15 protein-coding genes, 8 tRNA genes and 1 rRNA gene are annotated in these 22,010 nt (G+C 34.1%); 22 read left to right on the forward strand and 2 right to left on the reverse strand.

Annotated elements, in window-relative coordinates:
• Positions 1-139 precede the first annotated feature (139 nt).
• The 10 genes from rrf (at position 140) to rocF (ending at position 3,628) form a co-directional block, all read left to right on the forward strand.
• Positions 140-256, forward strand: a 5S ribosomal RNA gene (rrf, locus tag CWS01_RS13300).
• A 20-nt stretch (positions 257-276) separates the two neighbouring features.
• A tRNA-Asn gene (locus CWS01_RS13305) sits at positions 277-351 on the forward strand.
• A 37-nt stretch (positions 352-388) separates the two neighbouring features.
• Positions 389-461 (forward strand) — tRNA-Thr (locus CWS01_RS13310).
• Positions 462-1,531: 1,070 nt separating this feature from the next.
• A tRNA-Glu gene (locus CWS01_RS13315) sits at positions 1,532-1,606 on the forward strand.
• A 7-nt stretch (positions 1,607-1,613) separates the two neighbouring features.
• Positions 1,614-1,689, forward strand: a tRNA-Val gene (locus CWS01_RS13320).
• A 59-nt stretch (positions 1,690-1,748) separates the two neighbouring features.
• Positions 1,749-1,824: transfer RNA gene (locus CWS01_RS13325), tRNA-Thr, on the forward strand.
• A 25-nt stretch (positions 1,825-1,849) separates the two neighbouring features.
• Positions 1,850-1,933: transfer RNA gene (locus CWS01_RS13330), tRNA-Tyr, on the forward strand.
• 19 nt (positions 1,934-1,952) lie between these two features.
• Positions 1,953-2,027: transfer RNA gene (locus CWS01_RS13335), tRNA-Gln, on the forward strand.
• Position 2,028: 1 nt separating this feature from the next.
• Positions 2,029-2,101, forward strand: a tRNA-Lys gene (locus CWS01_RS13340).
• A 630-nt stretch (positions 2,102-2,731) separates the two neighbouring features.
• Entirely contained in the window at positions 2,732-3,628 is an 897-nt protein-coding gene (gene rocF / locus CWS01_RS13345; protein WP_101177697.1) for an arginase, read from the forward strand.
• Between the two features lie 117 nt (positions 3,629-3,745).
• Here the strand turns inward: rocF and CWS01_RS13350 are convergent, their stop codons facing one another.
• Positions 3,746-3,907 (reverse strand): aspartyl-phosphate phosphatase Spo0E family protein, encoded by a 162-nt coding sequence (locus tag CWS01_RS13350; protein ID WP_101177698.1) that lies wholly within the window; start codon positions 3,905-3,907, stop codon positions 3,746-3,748.
• Positions 3,908-4,204: 297 nt separating this feature from the next.
• On the opposite strand from CWS01_RS13350, the gene sigW reads away from it, so the two are divergent.
• The 11 genes from sigW to CWS01_RS13405 all read left to right on the forward strand — a co-directional run bounded on the left by sigW (position 4,205) and on the right by CWS01_RS13405 (position 18,253).
• Complete coding sequence (sigW, locus tag CWS01_RS13355) at positions 4,205-4,768, forward strand: RNA polymerase sigma factor SigW (RefSeq protein WP_101177699.1); 564 nt, start codon at positions 4,205-4,207, stop codon at positions 4,766-4,768.
• Between the two features lie 17 nt (positions 4,769-4,785).
• Entirely contained in the window at positions 4,786-5,436 is a 651-nt protein-coding gene (locus CWS01_RS13360) for an anti-sigma factor family protein (protein ID WP_101177700.1), read from the forward strand.
• A 220-nt stretch (positions 5,437-5,656) separates the two neighbouring features.
• Positions 5,657-6,478 carry a diadenylate cyclase CdaA gene (gene cdaA / locus CWS01_RS13365; protein WP_101177701.1) on the forward strand — a complete coding sequence of 274 codons (822 nt, stop codon included), beginning with the start codon at positions 5,657-5,659 and terminating at the stop codon, positions 6,476-6,478.
• Positions 6,475-7,977, forward strand: coding sequence for a CdaR family protein (locus CWS01_RS13370; protein ID WP_101177702.1), 1,503 nt, complete (start codon positions 6,475-6,477; stop codon positions 7,975-7,977). The genes cdaA and CWS01_RS13370 overlap by 4 nt, the downstream gene beginning before the upstream one ends.
• A 38-nt stretch (positions 7,978-8,015) precedes the next feature.
• Positions 8,016-9,368 carry a phosphoglucosamine mutase gene (glmM, locus tag CWS01_RS13375; protein ID WP_101177703.1) on the forward strand — a complete coding sequence of 451 codons (1,353 nt, stop codon included), beginning with the start codon at positions 8,016-8,018 and terminating at the stop codon, positions 9,366-9,368.
• Positions 9,369-9,942: 574 nt separating this feature from the next.
• Positions 9,943-11,745, forward strand: coding sequence for a glutamine--fructose-6-phosphate transaminase (isomerizing) (gene glmS, locus CWS01_RS13380; RefSeq protein WP_101177704.1), 1,803 nt, complete (start codon positions 9,943-9,945; stop codon positions 11,743-11,745).
• A 378-nt stretch (positions 11,746-12,123) separates the two neighbouring features.
• Positions 12,124-12,393, forward strand: a complete 270-nt coding sequence (locus CWS01_RS13385) for a hypothetical protein (RefSeq protein WP_101177705.1) — start codon at positions 12,124-12,126, stop codon at positions 12,391-12,393.
• A 113-nt stretch (positions 12,394-12,506) separates the two neighbouring features.
• Complete coding sequence (locus CWS01_RS13390) at positions 12,507-13,151, forward strand: DNA-methyltransferase (protein WP_101177706.1); 645 nt, start codon at positions 12,507-12,509, stop codon at positions 13,149-13,151.
• 620 nt (positions 13,152-13,771) lie between these two features.
• Entirely contained in the window at positions 13,772-14,614 is an 843-nt protein-coding gene (gene licT, locus CWS01_RS13395) for a BglG family transcription antiterminator LicT (protein WP_101177707.1), read from the forward strand.
• 226 nt (positions 14,615-14,840) lie between these two features.
• Complete coding sequence (locus tag CWS01_RS13400) at positions 14,841-16,691, forward strand: beta-glucoside-specific PTS transporter subunit IIABC (protein ID WP_101177708.1); 1,851 nt, start codon at positions 14,841-14,843, stop codon at positions 16,689-16,691.
• A 119-nt stretch (positions 16,692-16,810) separates the two neighbouring features.
• A complete protein-coding gene (locus CWS01_RS13405; RefSeq protein WP_101177709.1) occupies positions 16,811-18,253 on the forward strand; it encodes a glycoside hydrolase family 1 protein in 1,443 nt (480 codons plus the stop codon).
• A 183-nt stretch (positions 18,254-18,436) separates the two neighbouring features.
• On the opposite strand, the gene CWS01_RS13410 is transcribed toward CWS01_RS13405, so the two are convergent.
• A complete protein-coding gene (locus tag CWS01_RS13410; RefSeq protein ID WP_101177710.1) occupies positions 18,437-19,330 on the reverse strand; it encodes a LysR family transcriptional regulator in 894 nt (297 codons plus the stop codon).
• 551 nt (positions 19,331-19,881) lie between these two features.
• Here CWS01_RS13410 and CWS01_RS13415 point away from each other — a divergent pair.
• On the forward strand, positions 19,882-21,273 hold the full coding sequence (locus CWS01_RS13415; protein ID WP_101177711.1) for an amidase: 1,392 nt from the start codon (positions 19,882-19,884) through the stop codon (positions 21,271-21,273).
• Positions 21,274-22,010: the final 737 nt, after the last annotated feature.

Genomic DNA, 22,010 nt, shown 5'->3' on the forward strand with positions numbered 1-22,010 from the left:
TTTGGATTCTGCAGCTGGACAAAACAAATGATTACTCATTCTTTCTTCTTACACATAATCTAGTTTTGAGGGAATAATTTTCAAGAAAACACTTGAAAAATTCTCAAAAAGATACTATAATTATAAGTGTCTTAAATAGTCTGGTGGCGATAGCGAGAAGGTCACACCCGTTCCCATACCGAACACGGAAGTTAAGCTTCTCAGCGCCGATGGTAGTTGGGGGCTCTCCCCCTGTGAGAGTAGGACGTCGCCAGGCATACATATATTTAAAACTATTCCGCAGTAGCTCAGTGGTAGAGCATTCGGCTGTTAACCGAACGGTCGTAGGTTCGAGTCCTACCTGCGGAGCCATTTTTTTATTTATAGAAATTTAATTTATTTGCAAAGTGCTTCCATAGCTCAGCAGGTAGAGCACTTCCATGGTAAGGAAGAGGTCACCGGTTCGAGTCCGGTTGGAAGCTTATATAAAAAAACACTTTATATTAATATAAAGTGTTTTTTATTATATTCTAAAATAGATATATCTTTTAGCAACTTTATGCTTTAAAGCTCTTGGATAGTTGGAAATCTTCTTATAGGAACTATTGCTCTTTATTCCCTTTTGATTATTATAAGCAGATATTTAGTCTTTTTAATGTTCTTTCCTTCCTCATGACCGATTTCTACTTTGAAGAGAAACTCTATATACAAAATGCTATATCATTTATGAATAATATGGCTAATTATGCAACTTGATGAAAAGGCCAATCTTGCCTATAAATAGAAGTAGTAAGAATACTAATTATTTTAAAAGGATGTCTATTGGAAGTTTGTATTGCTTAATAAAATCTTACTTTCTAGTTAATATATATAAGTTTTCCACCGGAATTTTTTATATATTTTAGAAAAAGCTCTGTTTTTTGGTTTTGGGTGATGTTCATTTTCATCTTTTTTAATAAAAAGCAATTGGCAATAATGGTCGATTTTTCCTAATAGATGATCGTTGTTAGCCTTCGCTTAACGGCAGTTTACAGCATGTTTAGTCTTTTTGTTTCATTCAACTAATAATTAAAATCTTTGTTGAGCTTAATCATCCTGTATAATTAATCTTCTTATTTTTTAAACGGAGAGCTTATAAGCCATTTATAAACGAATTTATAAGGGGGAGGTCGAACACTGAGGTAATTACGAATAAAAGGCTTATTGGCAATTTGACTGGGAGGAAGCAAGGGAAAGTGTGAGAAGCCTTGTTCTTTTTTGCGATGAACATATATTTAAAAATGAATATTGATTAAATTAGTTTTTTTGGCTAATAATAAATGGTATTAACCACTAGTCAACACTATATGAAATTCTATTGAATTTGCACTAGAATTATCTCTATTCTCCATAAAATAATAAGGAAGACTATCGGTATAGTTCCTATCGAAAATTTGTAAAAACTCAATTAAAATCTGAAAATTTAAACTTTTATTTTTTGCTTTACTTTTATAGTGCTATTTTATATAATAAATATTGTCAGTTGGGAAACAACCAATTGAGAGAAGAATAAGGCCCATTGGTCAAGCGGTTAAGACACCGCCCTTTCACGGCGGTAACACGGGTTCGAATCCCGTATGGGTCACCAATTAAATGGAGGATTAGCTCAGCTGGGAGAGCATCTGCCTTACAAGCAGAGGGTCGGCGGTTCGATCCCGTCATCCTCCACCATAAATCAACTATAAGATAAACTATTATTTTAGCATATAGTTGATTAAAGAACAAAAAATGCCGGTGTAGCTCAATTGGTAGAGCAACTGACTTGTAATCAGTAGGTTGAGGGTTCAAGTCCTTTCGCCGGCACCAGTATAAAAATAACTAATTTTTATACGGAGGGGTAGCGAAGTGGCTAAACGCGGCGGACTGTAAATCCGCTCCTTCGGGTTCGGCGGTTCGAATCCGTCCCCCTCCACCATTAAATTTTATATTTTCGATGGGCTATAGCCAAGTGGTAAGGCAACGGACTTTGACTCCGTCACTCGTTGGTTCAAATCCAGCTAGCCCAGCCAAGAGCCATTAGCTCAGTTGGTAGAGCATCTGACTTTTAATCAGAGGGTCGGAGGTTCGAATCCTCCATGGCTCATACTAAACCAAGCATATATTATATATGCTTGGTTTTTTTATGTATTTAATTTCTTCTATATAGAAAAATTGAATGCTTTCTTAACGAAGCTAAGAAGAGGCTTAAACAATTGTATGAAGTTTTTTATTACTTTTCGACATGGTTTCGAAATAATCTGGCAACAATTATGAAGCTGTAAACAGATAATATTGTTTTTGTTCTACTTAAGAGAATATAACATGTAAAAGCTAGTATTTTATGAGTAAACTATAGTTTTATCAAATCTTTCTTTCGATTATTTTGCTAATATACATTTCAAAATTTAAAATGTATGTACTCAATTATAGAATTAAAAGCATGTGTAAAAAGGAATAAATATCATTTTCATACTAGCTAGTAGCTAGGTGATGTCGCCAATAGCTATTAAGCAGTTAAATTGAAACTTAATTGCAGAAGTTAAGGTATGTACTTTAACAGATAGAGGTTCTTTTTAACTAAAAATGTGAATATGAACAAATAAGAGGAGATTTAAAAATTGCTGAAAAATCTTACAAGAAATTCGCATATATATACGCCGAAATGTTGAGTTGAGTCAATTTAATGAAAGCAAGTACAATTGAAGTAAATAATTGTATAGTGAGGATGATCTCAATGAAGAAGTTGTCTATAATCGGAATGCCGATGGATCTTGGTCAAATGCGAAGAGGGGTAGATATGGGACCTAGCGCCATTCGTTATGCTGGCATAAACGAAAGATTAGTGCGATTGTTTCATTCTATTGAAGATATGGGAGATATAACGATTGGCAGGCCGGAAGTAACAATAGACAAAGAGAGTAATCTTCGCAACCTTGAATTAATAGCAGAAAAAAGCGAATTGCTAGCAAATGTGGTAAATAAGATTGTGGAGTCAGGTTCTTTTCCTTTGGTATTAGGAGGGGATCATAGTATTGCAATAGGCACTCTAGCAGGTGTTAGCAGACATTACCAAAATATAGGGGTAATTTGGTATGATGCTCATGGAGATTTGAATACTGCTGAAACCTCTCCATCTGGTAATATACATGGCATGCCTTTAGCAGCTAGTTTAGGTCTTGGGCATAAGCTGCTAACAAATGTAGGGGGATACTGTCCAAAAGTAAAGCCAGAAAATATCGTTATAATTGGAGCAAGGGCGCTTGATGAAGGAGAAAAAATATTAATTAAAAATAAGGGAATAAAAGTATACACTATGCATGAAATTGATCGGTTAGGCATGACAAAAGTAATAGAAGAGGCGATAGGATATTTAAAAGAGAGAACCGATGGGGTGCATTTATCATTAGATTTAGATAGTTTAGATCCTCATGATGCACCCGGAGTTGGCACACCCGTTACTGGTGGAATAAGCTATCGTGAAAGCCATCTAGCAATGGAAATGTTGGCAGAAGCCAGTATTATTACCTCTGCGGAGTTTGTAGAAGTGAATCCAATTCTTGATGAAAGAAATAAAACAGCCGCTTTAGCTGTCGCCTTAATGGGTTCATTATTCGGAGAGAAACTGTTATAGGCGAATAGTAAGCCTTTTTATAAAAATTTACATTCATATAAGATTAATGGATTGACTATTCCTATATGAATGTAAATTCTGAAAAAAATCAGGTGTTCCCTTCGTAAAATGGCAATATTATATTTTTGCGCGCAGGAGATTTTCGTATTTATTCAATAGTTCATCTAGTTTTATGCTTATGTCAACTACTCTTGGATGGGAAAATGATGTGTGTTTTGCAAGATAGACCATTTCCTTTCGGTGTTCCTCTATATCTTTTAATAATTTTTTTTCGAACATATTATTCCCCCTCCTACCAATGAAAGAAAATCCTCTGTTTTTCCTTGATTTTAGCATAATATTACTTTTTTTTTAACCAGTATTAAAAATTTTAAACATAGTGAACATGAATTTGTTAAAATAATAATAAAGCTAAAAACGAAAAAATTCTATATTTATTCATATTATTCCCTTTTATTAGGATGAAAATAACAACTAAAAAAATAAATACATATAAAGATTAAATAAAAAAGATGAAACCTTTTCCGCTATCGATACGTACTATCGATTAGCCGCATTTAGAGCGGGGGTAAATAGATGGAAGCATTAGTAAAAAAAAGGATTAAGCAAGTATTAAAAGGTGATCAGAACGCATTTGGGGAAATAATCGAGCTTTATAAAGATAGAGTATTCCAGATCTGCTATAGAATGCTTGGGAATCGTCATGAAGCAGAAGATATGGCACAGGAAGCTTTTATTCGTGCATATGTTAATATAAGTAGATTTAACATAGAATTAAAGTTTTCGACATGGCTATATCGAATAGCCACTAATTTGTGTATAGATCGGATAAGGAAAAAGAAGCCGGATTATTATCTAGATGCAGAGGTTCCAGGTACAGAAGGGCTAAATATGTATTCGCAAATACCAGCAAATACAAAATTGCCTGAAGAGGATGTGGAGAGCCTAGAATTGCAGGCTATGATCCAACAAGAAATTTCAAAGTTGCCAGAAAAGTATCGAGCCGTTATAGTATTAAAATATATCGAGGAACTTTCTTTGAATGAGATAAGTGAAATATTAGAGCTTCCCTTAGGGACAGTAAAGACGAGAATCCACAGAGGAAGAGAAGCGTTAAGAAAACAATTACGGTATGTCTGATAAAGAAGGTGAAATATTTGACTTGTCCAACAAGAATTATAGAATATATGCATGAATATTTGGATGAAGAAATAGAGGTAAATCATAGAGAAGAGCTAAAAAAACATTTACAAGAATGTGAAGAATGTGCTATTCATTTTCATCAATTAAAGAAAACTATTGCATTGGTGCAAAGCACTTCCCACATACAAGCACCAGCTAGTTTTACTGAAAATGTTATGGCGATGCTGCCGAAGGAACAAAAAAGAGTAACTTTTAGAAGGTGGATAAGACATCATCCTTTAGTTGCGGCAGCTTCCTTGTTTATGGTTTTAATGGTGTCTAGTCTATTATCTGTATGGAACGAAGAACAACAATTTTCCGTTTCTAAACAGGAGGATATTATAGTAGAGGGTGATACAGCTATTATTCCAGAGGGTACGGTAATAAAAGGTGATGTTGTCGTTCGTAATGGCAATATAGACATAAAGGGACAAGTTGATGGCAATGTTACAGTAATTAACGGTGAAAAGTACATGGCATCGGCAAGTCAGGTAACTGGAGAAATTAAAGAAGTAAATGAAGTATTTGAATGGGTTTGGTTTTATGTGAAAAAGACATTTAATGATAGCATTAGTGTATTTCATAATGATGACATGAAGGAAGAAAATAGTCTCCCTGCATATTAAGTGTAGGGAGTTTTTCGTTATGAAATAATAAAAAAGTGCTATATGTTTTTTCTATAAAAGATAGACATATAATAAAATGAGGAATGGCATCTTTATAAGGAATATTTGACTAGTAAGATGGTCTATATTGGTGTTAAAACAGAAAATGATATAATATGATAATGGTAAGTTAAAATTTAGAAAACTACATCTGAAATATATATACTTTGGAGGAAGGAAAATGTCGTTTGCAGATTTCCCTTTTTTAAAATATTTAGCGAATACAGTAGACATTCTCCTTGTGTGGTATGTCATATATAAAATAATCATGGTAATAAGGGGCACTAAGGCTGTACAAGTACTAAAAGGAATATTTGTTATCCTTATTGTAAAATTATTAAGTGATTATTTACATTTACAAACATTAAGCTGGATGATGGAGCAAGTTATCCTTTGGGGAGCTTTGGCTATTATCATTATCTTTCAGCCAGAATTAAGACGCGCTCTGGAACAATTAGGGAGAGGGAAGTTCTTTTCTAGGAGTGGTATGCAAGAAGAAGAACGACAGGAGTATGTTATTGAATCTATTGTCAAAGCAGTTGACTATATGGCAAAGCGGCGAATAGGAGCACTTATATCTTTAGAAAGAGAAACAGGGATGAGTGACTATATTGAAACAGGCATACCCTTGGATTCTAAAATCTCTTCTGAGTTATTAATTAATATTTTTATTCCAAATACTCCTTTGCATGATGGAGCAGTTATTATTCAAAGGGCAAGTATTGCAGCAGCAGCATGCTATCTTCCTTTATCAGAGAGTCCTTTTATTTCAAAGGAGCTCGGAACAAGGCATCGCGCAGCTTTAGGGATTAGTGAGGTGACTGACAGTATAACCATTGTTGTGTCAGAAGAAACTGGAGCAATCTCTTTAACGAAAAACGGAGAGCTACATCGTGATTTAAAGTTAGATGCATTTAGAGAATTGCTGTCTAGTGCAATCATTATACCTTCTACCAAACAAGCTTCTTCTACTATGTGGGGCTGGAAGGGGAAGAAAAAATGAATAAATTTTTTGATCGAATTGTGGAGAATAATTGGTTTATGAAGATTATTGCATTTGCACTTGCACTTTTGTTGTTTATATCTGTATATGATAAAAACGAAGATAGCAGCGATGTAAATGTTCCTGGAAATGATGCTACAGAAGTAGTGAAAGATATTCCAGTAAAAGTATATTATGATACAAAAAATGTAGTAGTAGCAGGTGTTCCTAAAACAGTGGATGTAACGTTAAAGGGGCCAAAAAGTCATGTGCAAGTTGCAAAGCAGTCAAAGGACTTTGAGGTATATGTAAATTTGGCGAATGCAGATATTGGTGAAAAAAAAGTAAAGCTGCAAATTAAAGATTTGTCTGATAAACTAGAAGCCGATATTGATCCTAGTACGGTTAAAGTAACAGTCAAAGAAAAGGTGACTAAAGAATTTAATGTGGAAGCAGAGTTTAGCAATAATTCTATTGCTTCCGGCTATGCGGCAGGATCAGCTGAATTAGATTCCAATACGGTTAAAATAACGGGTGCAAAAGATGAAATAGATAAAATTGCTTATGTGAAGGCAAACGTTGAAGTAGATGGATCAACGACAGAAACAATTGAGCAAGAAGCTGAAATTTCTGTATTAGACAGCAGTTTAAATAAGTTGGATGTACAGGTAGAACCAGAGACAGTGAAAGTGACGATACCTGTTAAAAGAGTAAGCAAAAAAGTTCCAATTAATATTGTGAAAAAAGGGTCCCTTCCCCAAAATGTTACATTAGAATCGATTACTTTGGATAAGGAAGAGGCTACAATTACTGGTTCGGATAGTGTGTTAAAAGATGTAGACAGCACACGAGTGGAAGTGGATTTAAGCAAAATAACAAAAGACCAAACTTTATCTTTGCCTGTAATTATCTCTAATGGTGTAAAAACAGTTGATCCGGAGTTAGTAAATGCTACTGTGAAGGTAAACGTAAAGGAAGAAGAAACGAAAGAACAAGAGTCCGAAAAATCTGCTGATAATGATAGCTCAAATACAGAGGAAACTGATCAATCTGAGGATGATGAAATAAGCGATACAACAGATGAAACAAGCGATACAACAGATGAAACAAGTGATACAACGGATGAAACAACAGATGAAACAAGTGATACAACAGATAACACAACCGACAAGTCAACAGATGATGCTACAACAGATGATAATGAAGCAGAGGAAGCGACTAGCAGCGAACAAACTAGTGCAAAAACATTGGAAAGTGTACCGATCAGTATAAGAGGTCTGGATACTAATTTTCTAGGAGATATGACGTCCCCTTCAAATGGGAGTACAGATATAGAAGTAACAGCAAAAGAATCTATACTCAAAAATGTTACAAAATCTAATTTTACTTTATATATAGATGTTAGTGATTTGGGTGAAGGTGAACATGAAGTTGACATAAAAGCCAATGGCCCAAACGATGTAGAATGGAGTTTAGCGAATAAAGTAGCTACTATCGCTATTACAAAGAAGGATTCTTAATTTAGGATTTATCATAGTTAGAAGGAGCGATTATTTAAATGGGTAAATATTTCGGGACGGACGGAGTACGAGGAATTGCAAACAGTGAACTAACACCGGAAATGGCGTTTAAGCTTGGGAGATGTGGTGGTTTTGTATTAACGAAAGATCATGATCGGCCTAAAGTATTAATTGGTCGCGATACCCGCATTTCTGGGCATATGCTGGAAGGTGCACTTGTTGCAGGTTTATTATCAATTGGGGCTGAGGTGATGCGCTTAGGTGTTATCTCAACACCAGGGGTATCCTATTTGACTAAAGTGTTAGGAGCACAAGCCGGTGTAATGATCTCAGCTTCGCACAATCCTGTGAGCGATAATGGCATTAAGTTTTTTGGACCAGATGGATTTAAACTTTCTGATGAGCAAGAATTAGAAATTGAAAGTCTTATTGACCAGGAACAAGATAATCTGCCAAGACCAGTCGGTGGGAACTTAGGTCAAGTGAATGATTATTTTGAAGGTGGACAAAAATATCTGCAATTTTTAAAACAAACGGTAGATGAAGATTTCACCGGCATTCATATTGCTTTAGACTGCGCACATGGTGCAACATCGTCCTTAGCGATGCATCTATTTGCAGATTTGGATGCTGACATCTCCACAATGGGTGCTTCACCTAATGGATTAAATATTAATGATGGAGTTGGATCTACTCACCCCGAGGCATTAGCAGCATTTGTGAAACAAAAAGAAGCGGATGTAGGCCTTGCTTTTGATGGGGATGGAGATCGTTTAATTGCTGTAGATGAAAATGGTCAAATTGTTGATGGCGATCAAATTATGTATATATGTGCAAAGTATATGAAAGAAACAAATCGTTTAAAACATAATACGGTTGTTTCGACGGTTATGAGTAATCTAGGTTTTTATAAGGCATTAGAGTCACATCAGATAGCAAGTATACCAACAGCGGTTGGAGATCGATATGTGGTAGAAGAAATGCGGAAAAATGGCTTTAATTTAGGTGGAGAACAATCAGGCCATATTATATTCCTCGACTATAACACAACAGGAGATGGCTTATTAACAGGTTTGCAGCTAGTTAATATTATGAAAGCAACAAAGAAGCCACTTTCAGAACTTGCTGGAGAAATGAAAAAATTCCCGCAAAAATTAGTTAATATTAAAGTTACAGATAAATATCATGTGGCAGATAATGATAAAGTAAAAGAAGTAATTGCGAAAGTCGAGCAAGAAATGAATGGAAATGGCAGGATTTTAGTTCGACCTTCTGGAACTGAACCACTTGTGCGCGTAATGGCAGAAGCACCGACAGAAGACCTGTGCTTAGCCTATGTAAACATTATCTCAGAAGTAGTAGAGAAAGAAATGGGCTTAAAAGACAAATAATTGTATAAAAGGTTGATGTTTACTTAAATGAAAAAGAAAGTGCTCATAGCTAGTACTTTCTTTTCTAGCATATGATGGCAAGCACGAAAAAAGCACTTTTGCATATATTATAGGGTGAGGGAAATTCTATTAAGAAGGTTTCCCTCACCCTGTTTTTTATTAAAAAGAGAAGGGAAAAGATGTTCATAGATACAAATAGTTTTATTTTATTGCTCTGTTTAGATAGTATTTGACGGATGCTTTCTATGTGATGTATGATTAACTTGCTTTTGTAGAAAAGCTCTATTTAAAAAAAGGGGGATAGAAAGAAACAGAAGTAAATAAAGCGCCTGGACTAGTAATGGACGAAACGAAAACTAGTTGACGAGGAGGAGGTTTATCGATTTTTCGGCGGATGCCTCCCGGTTGTATTAGCCAATCGAAAGTTCTTCTTTAAAACATTAAGGCAACTTAATGCACAAAGAGAAGGGTATGCTAATAATGAAGCAAACATAAAACTATATCAGAGATAGGGGAGCAAGTTTGTCCCCAGAAAAAGTGACTTCTTGCTCCCCTAGAACGGAGGAAAAGAAGAATGTGTGGAATAGTTGGATATATAGGAAGTAATGATGCGAAAGAGATTTTGTTAAAAGGCTTAGAAAAGCTTGAATATAGAGGATATGATTCTGCAGGTATTGCAGTAAGCAACGGAGAAGGCGTACATGTTTTTAAGGAAAAAGGCCGCATTGCTGATTTGCGCAAGATAGTGGATGGCGAAGTTTTTGCACCAACTGGAATTGGTCATACACGCTGGGCAACACACGGTGTTCCAAGTAGGGTAAATGCACATCCGCATAAAAGTGCATCAGGTCGCTTTACGATAGTGCATAATGGTGTGATTGAAAACTACGATTTATTGAAAAAAGAATATTTGCCAAATGAAGAATTAAAAAGTGATACGGATACAGAAGTAGTTGTACAATTAATTGAACATTTTGTTGAAACTGGCCTGGATATCAAAGTCGCGTTCGTACAAACATTAAAATTATTAAAAGGTTCTTATGCAATTGCTTTATTAGATGACCAAAACAAAGAGGTTATTTATGTAGCAAAAAATAAAAGTCCATTATTAGTTGGCTTGGGGGATAGTTTCAACGTTGTTGCAAGTGATGCAATGGCTATGCTGCAAGTCACCGATCAATATGTGGAGCTAGTGGATAAAGAAATCGTTATTGTCAAAAAAGATGGCATCAGTATTGAAACATTGGATGGCAAAGTTATTTCCCGGGAAGCATATACAGCAGAATTAGATGCTAGTGATATCGAAAAGGGAACGTATCCCCATTATATGTTAAAGGAAATTGATGAGCAGCCTTTGGCAATCCGTAAAATTATTCAAGAATATCAAGGTCAAGATGGCAAACTTAATATTGATCCGTCAATTGTAGAAGCGGTAAAAGATGCAGACCGTTTGTATATCATTGCTGCGGGAACTAGCTATCATGCTGGACTTCTGGGTAAACAGTTTATTGAAAAATTAGCTAAAATTCCTGTAGAAGTCCATGTTGCAAGTGAGTTCGGCTACAATATGCCATTGCTTTCAGAAAAACCGTTGTTTATCTTTATTACACAAAGTGGAGAAACAGCTGACAGCAGAGCCGTGCTTGTACATGTAAAAGAGTTGGGTTATCCAACCCTTACGATTACAAATGTGCCTGGTTCTACTTTATCCCGGGAAGCGGATTATACGCTATTGTTGCATGCTGGTCCAGAAATTGCGGTCGCATCAACTAAAGCATATACAGCGCAAATGGCTGTTCTTTCTATCCTTGCAGATGTTACAGCGAAAAGCAAAGGCTATGAGCCAGAATTTGATTTGATTCATGAACTAGGCATTATTGCGAATGCAATGGAAGTTGTCTTTGAAGAAAAAGAAGATATCGAAAAAATTGCAACAGAATATTTAGCTACAACACGCAATGCATTTTTTATTGGGCGTGGAATTGACTTCTATGTTGGCTTAGAAGGGTCTTTAAAGTTAAAAGAAATCTCTTATATTCAAGCAGAAGGTTTCGCAGGTGGAGAATTAAAGCACGGTACGATTGCTTTAATTGAAGATGGAACACCTATTATCGCATTAGCAACACAAGAAAGTGTTAACTTAAGTATTCGCGGAAACGTGAAAGAAGTAGTAGCGCGCGGCGCAAATCCTTGCATCATTTCCATGAAAGGTCTGGAAATGGAAGGAGACCGCTTTATCGTTCCAGCAGTGCATGAAATGTTAACACCCCTTATCTCTGTAGTACCATTGCAATTAATCGCGTACTATGCAGCTCTTCATAGAGGCTGTGATGTAGACAAACCACGTAACTTGGCTAAGTCAGTTACGGTGGAATAATTAATTTGGTTAGCTGTAATATGTTTGTCTGTAAGGAAAAAATTCGTTCAGAGAGATAAAATTCCTTATTCAATAACAAAGGATAAAAATGAACAAAAAGTTTTTACCTGTATAAAAAATAAGAGCTACATCAAAAAAGGACCCTAACTTATCTTAGTTTGGGTCCTTTTTATAGTAAAGGATTGGTGAGCTAACTGTGTATGTGGACTATGTAAATAATTTAATTAAAACAATTAAGAATATGAGCGAGAACGATTATATTTTTTTGAGGAAATAGCTTATGAATACCATATAAAATATTTAAAAAATGAACGACTCAGAAGAGCCGATTTTAAAGTTCAGCTCGAAAGATTTCTCAACAAATAAGAATTAAACCAAATGTACGATAATGGAATAACAGATTCACTCCTTTATGCAAGAAAGGGGAAAAGAGCTGTTACCTGGCGGCAATTATTTTTGAGAGCAGCTACTGATGTACCATTACCAAAAAACTTAAAACCTGAAAATTTGGATGAAATAAATACGAGAACATTAAAAAGTATATTTCAAAAACTACTTAGTGCCTGTGCTCATAACGATAAAGATGTAACTGGAAAGAGGCTACGGATAATAGATGAGTTTCTTAACATTACTTTTAAAAGGGATTAAAGGTGGATTATATTAACTAGTGCTTTAATTCGTGACCTATGAATTTGATATACTATATTAACTTATAAAAGTCCTTTAAAAAAAATGAAATAAAAAGGATTGCTAATAATTCAGTGCATTTAATCTGTACGGATCCGCCTTACTTTATTTCAAGAAAGACAAATTTTAAAAATGGAGGTGGTGATCAAAAGAAATATGGCTCTCTTTCAATGGAGTTTGGTGATTGGGATTTAAAAGAGAATAAGGTAGATTGGTTCTCCCTTTTAAAAGAGTTTAAGAGGATATTAGTTCCAGGTGGAACAATGGTGATTTTTTATGATATTTTTAAATTGAGTGATATTGTAGTTATTGCTGAAAAATTGAATTTAAAGCAGCCTAGAACTGGATTCTGGGAAAAAATTAATCCAGTACCAATTAATGCGAGAGTGAACTACTTATCAAATCCAAGGGAGTGTTTTATTTCCTATACTAAGGGAACAAAAAGAACTTTTAATTCATATTACGATAGGGCGTATTATGAAGCACCTATAGTTAGTGGCAAAATAAGATTTCACCCTTGTCAAAAGCCAGTTTCTGTACTTGAAAAAATAATATCAACCCATACTAATAAAGGTGATACAGTATTGGATTGTTTTATGGGATCCGGCTCAACAGGCCAGGCTGCTATAAAACTAAAGCGTAAATTTATTGGCATTGAAATGAATGATAAATATTTTAACAAAGCCTCGGCTATGTTACATAATGTAATCGCAAGCTAGTATATAGTTAGTGTAGTAGAAAAGATCACTTTAGACACTTGATATTATCCTCTTTAGGTAGATAAATCTAAAAAATCAATTGCCAGTGCGATTTTCCGCACTAGATGGTATCCCGGCACCAATTGATCCAGGACATTCATTGATAACATAGCTAAACCCACACAGAAAATAATAGAATCCTCCATCATACAAGAAAACTAATGCAGAAAATTTAAACGTTTAATAAACTTAATCTTATGATTTAAGTGGAGTTACAATCTCTATATATAAAAAACATATTAATAATATATATTATATGTATTTATTAAATATAACTACTATGTGCTACTATAGGATTATTAATAGATTGTTATTTAATTGAAGTAGATATAGAACGATTTGTAAGTAATTGGAAGGTTCTTCATAAAGAAAAGCAAATTAACTTTTTCTCTTCTCTTTGGTCAGATTTAAACGGTCAGAATTAAATTTGACTAAAATAATAAAAAAATCTATTGATAATAAAAAACTCATGATATTATATGGTAAGCGTATACAGAACGGGTTGTAACTGTTAAGTCAGGCAAAACCGATACCTTATCATAGGGCGGGTTTTGCCTTTTTTTCTATATCGGAGGTAAAAAGTGAAAATCGAGAAAATACTAAATAATAATGCTGTTATATCAATAAAGGATAACCAGGAAATTATCATTATAAGACGTGGAATCGCATTCAATAAACGTGTTGGTGATGATACTAATGAACAACCCTTAGATAAGATTTTCACTTTAGAAAACGAAGATATATTAAAAAAATTCAAGACCTTAATTTCTGATATGCCAATCGAATATATGGAATTATCCGAAAGAATTATCGCATATGCAAAAATTAAATTGTGTAAGAAGTTAAACAATAGTATTTATATTCATTTAACAGATCATATTCGTTCTGCCATTGAACGTTATAAAAAAAATATTCCAATTAAAAATGGATTACTTTGGGAAACGAAGCAATTATATAAAGATGAATATGAAATTGGATTAGAAGCTTTAAATATGATATGTGAGCAATTCGGTGTTGTTTTGCCAGTGGATGAAGCTGGTTTCTTAGCCCTTCATATTGTTAATGCTGAGTTAAATGAGGAAATGCCTGTTGTGCAGAGTGTAACTAAAGTAATGCAAGAAATATTAACTATAGTAACATACCATTTTAAATTAGAGTTTAATGGAGGTTCCTTGGCATATTATCGTTTTATTACACATTTAAAGTTTTTTGCGCAACGGCTGGTAAAAGGTAATCATTACAATAGCTCAACCGATGATGACTTAGTCCTTATTATTAAGCAAAAATATCCAGAGGCATATAGTTGTTCACGGAAAATAAGAAAGTTTATCGAAAACTGTTATACCTATGAATTAACAGATGAAGAAATGATTTATTTAACTATCCATATTGATAGAGTATTCAGAGACAATAAAAGATTATAGGTTTGTTACCTAACGGGCAAAACCTAAATCAAGCATTTAAAATTGATAGAGTGATAAAAAATAACAACGGACGATAATAGGATTGTAACCTAACGGGCAAAACCTAAATCAAACATTCGAAATGAATGATTTGATTTAGGTTTTTTTATTAAAATTTTTAAATAGAAAAACTATTATTGAAGTTAAGAACTGAACATAAGTTTTATGATAAAAAGGAGTGGAAGACATGAGCTACAGTAGCCTTGCGAAAGAAATAGTCGAATTAGTCGGCGGAGAACAAAACGTATCTAGTCTTGTACATTGTGCAACTCGTTTGCGTTTTAAGTTAAAAGATAGTACCAAAGCAAATAAGACTGCCCTTCAGAATTTAGATGGAGTTTTAAGTGTTGTTGAAAGCGGTGGACAATTTCAGGTTGTGGTAGGAAGCCATGTTCCCGAGGTTTATAAAGAAATTACAAAGATTGCGAATGTGGGTGCCGCAACAAATTCATCCGATGAACCAAAGGGAAGCATTGGAGCTCGCATTTTTGAAGTCATCTCGCGCAGCTTCTCGCCGTTATTGGGGGCACTTGCAGGAGCAGGTATGCTCAAAGCATTGTTAACAATTTTGACAATGACTGGGTTATTATCGGCTGAAAGTGGAACATATTTCATTCTTTCTGCAGCTGGGAACGCTGTCTTCTACTTTTTGCCAATCTTTTTAGGTATAACACTTGCGACTAAACTTGGTGCACACCCTTATGTGGGAGGGGCGATTGGTGCAGCCCTATTAGAACCGAATTTCACAGGTTTGCTAACTGCAGGTAAAAGCACTGATTTTATCGGCATTCCTGTTATATTGATGGATTATTCATCTTCTGTGTTTCCAGTCTTTATAGCTGTAAGTATCTATGCTGTATTAGATAAATTCCTAAAGAAAGTAATTCATAAAGAATTACAAATGTTCTTAGTCCCTATGCTATCGTTAGCTATCATAGTACCACTTACTGTTATAGCTTTTGGACCATTTGGAGTATATGCTGGAAATGCGATTGGTTCAGCGATTGACTTTTTAAGTACTAAGAGCGGTATTTTGACAGGTGCTGTTGTAGGTGCGGGTTGGACTTTCTTGACACTGTTTGGTCTTCATTGGGGACTTGTCCCTATAGTTTTAGATCAGCTTGCACATGAAGGCAGCCCGATTATGGCAATGCTTGCTGCTGCTCCACTTGCACAGGCTGGTTTAGCATTTGGTGTTTTTCTACGAACAAAAGATAAGTCCTTAAAAACACTTAGTGGATCAACATTAGTTCCAGGTTTACTTTCTGGTGTGACAGAACCAATACTTTACGGTTTAATGATGCGTTATAAAAAAACTATTCCATATGTAATAATTGCATCTGCTATTGGTGGTGCAATTAATGGTTTGTTTGGAGTAGAAGCAACGGTGTATGCATTCCCAAGTGCTTTATCAATCCCAGCTTTCGCACCGATGGGAATTTACATCATCGGAATTGCAGTTGCTTTTGCATGTGCAACATTACTACCATTATTATTTGGATATGAAGATAAAAAGCCAAATAAAGATTCTGATAAAAAGATAGAAATAGATAACAAAGTAGAAGAAGAACAGATCATTGGGAAAAAAGAAGTGATTAAGAGTCCACTTACCGGTGAAGTTAAAGCATTAAATCAAGTAACTGATGAAGTATTTGCTTCAGAAGCAATGGGAAAAGGGATCGCTATCGAACCGACAGTGGGTAAAGTATTCGCACCTGTGAATGGTGTTATATCTATAGCTTTCCCAACTGGACATGCAATTGGGATTACATCGGATGAAGGAGCAGAAATTTTAATTCATGTCGGAATAGATACAGTTAAGTTAGAAGGAAAATATTTTTCAGCACAGGTTAAGCAAGGGGATTATGTCCAAAAAGGTGATTTGTTGCTCGAGTTTGACATTGAAAAGATTAAAGAAGCTGGCTATCAGGTAACAACCCCGGTAATTATAACAAATACTGATAACTATTTAGAGATTGCAGGAACACACCAAGAAAAGATTCAAGCAAATGAAACCTTATTGACAATTTTCGTTTAAAGCATATGGAATAGAGAGAGGCACTATGAGCTCTCTCTATACCTATTAGTTAATTATATATATATTTACTGCGTTTTTTAGAAATAATTAGCTTTATTAAGAAAAAGGAGGAATAAACAATGAATGAATTAAAAAAACGATTTCCAGAAGGTTTTTTATGGGGAGGAGCTACAGCGGCTAACCAGATAGAAGGCGGGTATCTAGAAGGAGGGAAGGGTTTAAATACACCCGATGTTTTACCAGGGGGTAAAGTAAGACTACAGGTATTAAAAGATATTGGTTTTGACTTTGAGTTACATCCAGAAAAATATACGTATCCAAATCATGAAGCAATTGATTTTTATAATCGTTACAAAGAAGATATTGCCCTTTTTGCAGAAATGGGATTTAAAGTATTTCGATTATCTATTTCCTGGTCACGTATTTTCCCAAAAGGCAATGAAACAGTTCCCAATGAGGAAGGTTTAGCATTCTATGATAGTGTGTTCGACGAACTGCATAAATACAATATTGAACCGGTTGTTACCATTTCTCATTATGAAACGCCCCTTTACCTTGTGAAAGAATATGGTGGCTGGAGAAGCCGTGAATTGGTTGCGTTTTTTGAAAGATATGTAACAGTTCTTTTTAACAGGTATAAACATAAAGTGAAATATTGGATGACATTTAATGAAATCAACAGCGGTCTTGAGATGCCAATTAATGGACTAGGATTCGCGATTCAAGAAGAGAATGATCGTTATCAGCCAACTTTTCAAGCGTTTCATCACCAATTTGTTGCAAGTGCGAGAGCCGTCCAGCTTTGCCATGAGATAATTCCTGATGCTCAAATTGGATGCATGATTGTTTATCTTCCAACTTATGCTGGTGACTGTAATCCTGAAAATGTACTTTATGCTTTAAAGGAAGAACAGTTATTTAACTACTTCTGCGGCGATGTACAAGTAAGAGGTGAGTACCCTACATTTATTAAGCGATACTGGAGAGAACATGGAATAAAGTTAGAAACTCAAGAAGGCGATCTTGAACTAATCAAAGAAAATACAGTTGATTACATTGCTTTTAGTTATTATATGTCCCGTACAGAGAAGAAGGACAAAACAGACAAAGATGTAATTTCCGGTAATATTATAGGTGGAATTAAAAATCCATTTTTAAAAGCAAGTGAATGGGGATGGGAAATTGATCCTATTGGTCTGCAAATTTCTTTAAATCAATTGTATGATCGCTACAAAAAACCGTTGTTCATTGTGGAAAACGGACTTGGAGCAATTGATAAAGTTGAAGAGGACGGAACAATAAATGACGATTACAGAATTGACTATCTCCGTGAACACATCAAAGCTATGGGTGAAGCCATTGAGGATGGAGTAGAATTAATAGGTTATACTCCATGGGGGTGTATCGATTTAATTAGTGCATCCACTGGTGAGATGAGTAAGCGTTATGGTTTTATTTATGTAGATAAGCATGATGATGGCAGCGGTATCTTGGAGCGCAAGAAGAAAAAGTCATTCTTCTGGTATAAAAATGTTATTGCAACAAATGGTGAGAAACTTTAATTTCGTTTTTTTTATTGATTTATTAAGGGCTACTGAGGTAGCTCTTTTCTATTTGCAAAGATAGATTAAGAATAATGCTCTTCTAAAATGCTGTCTTATGTATTCATTTTAGAAGGTAAAGTAGGTAACGTTATACAAACTAATCAAAAAAAAATGGTTAATTGGATCCAATCCTTTTTAATTCTAGACATCATCTTTAAATAATTGTATAAATTCGTTAAGTAACTTTGGCGTATATTTATATTTATTCCAAAGAACAGCTATTTGATTAGTTAAAGAAGAATCAACTATTTTTAAGGAGCGAATGGTGCTGATATTTAGAAAATCCAGCATATAGTCAGGCATAATGGTTGCACCGATTCCAGCATCGACCAAAGAGAATACGATTTGCATGTCGTTGCACTCAGTAATGATATTAGGTGTAATATTGCATTGGTGAAACTCTTCGATTATAGAGTGGTATGTTCCACCTGTTCCTTCTCTTTTAGTCAGAACGAGGGGGATGTTTTCTAGTTGCTGTACATAAATAACCTCTTTTTGTTGCACCCATTCTGAATCTTTTGCAATAAATAAAGAGAAACCAAAGGTATTTAAAGGTAGTATAGAAATTTTGTTTTGGTTAATCTCTGTTGGTAAATTTACAATAGCAACGTCAATTTCCCCTTTCTCCAGCAAAGAGTGAAGTAGGTTCGCATCACCTTGAACAATCCGAAATGTTATATTTGGATACATTTCGTGAAATTGTTTTATTTTTTCAGGAAGTATATAAGAGTAAAAACCTGCAACCCCAATTGATAATTCTCCTTTAATTCCCATTTCAACATCTCGAACTTCTGTAATAGTATCATCAAATAGTTCAAGCAATTTTACGGCTTTTTTATATAGGAGCTTTCCGGACAAAGTAAGGTTCAACTTCTTCCCTTGGCGTTCAAATAATTTAGCTCCTAGCTGATTTTCCAGTGTTTTTAGCTGCTGGCTGAGTGGAGGTTGGGAAATATTCAGTGCTCTTGCTGCTTTTGTAACATTATTATCATTTTCTACTATGGTTGCAAAGTATTTAAGTTGTCTAAAGTCCATAATAAACCACCTTGATATAAAAAATATATTATTATTATACAGCAAATATACGTTATTTATATATAGGCAAACAAATTAATAAAAGATATTCTCCTAAAAAGAAAGAAAGTTGGAAAATATAAAGATATATCTGAACAGCTTTGAATTACCTCTTTCATTCAGTGGCTTTTACAGTGATACTTTTTCTTTCAAAAAAATATATTATCTTTAGACTTGATTCTGATGATAGAAATTACTCTTGATGTTTCTTTATGGAGTACCTTTATATTGGTATATCAATCGTATTGTCAAATGTGCTAGTTATTTGCCTTTTATTGATTTTTCAATAAGTAATAACTATGAACCTATATAAAAAAAGTATGGAAAAACATATAAAATTAATATTTTACATAAAAGTATTCTGAAAATATAATCAATATATAACGTTAGATGTGAGTTTTTATCACAATTTGAGTTGCGAAATGATACGTATTAAAAAATAAAATATTTAAAAAGTAATGCGTGGTGAAAAAATTAATAAATTTTTTAGTCACTAGCACTTATTAGAGGAGATGGATTTATTGAAAAGATATACAATTGAGGAGTTAAACAAAGGGTATCTAAATAAAGACTTTTCACCGGTTGAAATTACAAAAATGTATTTAGAAGAAATAAAGGAAAAGAACACAACCTATAATGCTTTTATAACTATTACGGAAGAAAATGCTCTAAAACAGGCAAAGTACCTAGAAGCAAAAATGATGACAACAAATGATTTGTCGATGCTCTTTGGTATTCCTATTTCTTATAAAGACATAATAGAAACAAAAAATATATTAACAACGAATGGATCCTTTATAGATAGAAATTACGTGTCAAAATTAAATGCCCCAATTGTAAACACGCTAAATAGTCAAGATACTATTATGTTAGGTAAGAATAATTTACATGAATTTGCATTCGGTGTTACATCAAATAATCCTCATTACGGAGCAGTAAGGAATCCATGGAATATAGAGTATACTGCAGGAGGATCAAGTGGTGGTTCTGCAGCTGCTGTATCCGCAAATCAAAGTATTATTTCAATTGGTACAGATACAGGAGCATCCATTCGTGTCCCTGCAGCTTCCTGTGGAGTGGTTGGGTTGAAAGCAACAAAAGGACGAGTTTCTACTCAAAATGTAACTGGTATTTCATGGACACTTGATCACGTGGGGCCAATTGCAGCTAACATGAAGGATTTAGCCATTGTTTCAGAGACCATATTAAATGAACCTTTTGTTGAGGAGATGAGTAATTATAATTTAAAAGGGCTAAAAATCGGAGTTCCTAAAAATTATTTCAATGAAAAAGTGGATGAAGAAAGTTATACTATATTTCAGAAGTCACTTACCCAATTAGAAGAACTGGGGGCAATTCTTATAGAGGTAGAAATACCTAATATTAATGATAACTCAATAATAGGAACTACCATTGCTCTAAGTGAGGCATATTATCTTCATAGAAATAATATTGAAAATAAAATTTCGGAATATGGAGAGGATGTTAGGCAAATTATGTTGGCATCTAATAGCTTCAGTGCCCATCAATATATTACAGCATTAAAGAGAATTAAAGAATATGAGATTGAATTTAATCGACTATTTACAAAAATTGATGTGTTAGCAACTTTAACAATGCCTTCTCCTCCTCAAAGAATAGGAATCGATGAAATTATTATTGGTGGAAAGACAGAGGATTTATTTGGATATATGTGTAGGAACAACTACATTTTTAATATGATTGGTTTTCCAGCAGTTTCATTACCGTGTGGTTTAACAAAAAACAACTTACCAGTGGGTCTTCAATTAGTTTCATTTCCATATAATGAGCAAATCTTATTTAATGTGGGTTATTCATTTGAATCAAGTTTTTTGAAAGGTTTTTATGAAAAGAGAGATACTAGCTTACTTGCTTTAGAGTAATAACCAAACGTTCAATAATACAAAATAATTAAAAAATAGAATTATTAGTACTTAGAGAGGAAACAATAAATATTTTTTCCTCTCTATGATGATTACCGTATAAGTTATCACGAGAAGCATTGAAGATGAAGTTGAACGGATAGGCTTACTAGCTGGGGAATTATTGATCTTATTAGTTATTCATCATCAGAAATGGCAAATTAAAGAGGATACAAAAGAAAAGTTTTTATTGGTATAAAAAGTGATCGAAAATAATGAAATAGGTACTATAGATAAAATCGACAGTTCCATTTTACTTCCTTAAGTAAATATGATTTATACTAATTCCCAAGCGTGAAATAATCCCCAAAGAGTTAACATGATTATTTCATTAGGGCATCTTAGGAGGAATAAATTAGGCTTGTACCAAGCTTATTCCTCCTAATTTCTGTTTTATTCTTGTTAAATTTATATAGATGCTTGTAATTTTCCGAAAATTACTTTAATTAGTTCATACTTTCAATAACGTGTAGATTTCCTATTTTTCTCTTTAAAGTTAGAAATCCATTATGTCCTCTAGTCCTTCTTGAACACTTAATTCTTTTTTTTCATTTAAATCTGACCAAAGACGACTGTTAGCCTATATAAGGCTGGTCGTCTTTTATATATATATATATGAAAAAGATATCAATATTATACATTATATATATTTGTCTTATATATACGTCGCGATATACTATTATAAAGTAGCAAATTCT

The organism is Niallia nealsonii (assembly GCF_002835805.1).
GTDB lineage: Bacteria > Bacillota > Bacilli > Bacillales > Cytobacillaceae > Niallia > Niallia nealsonii.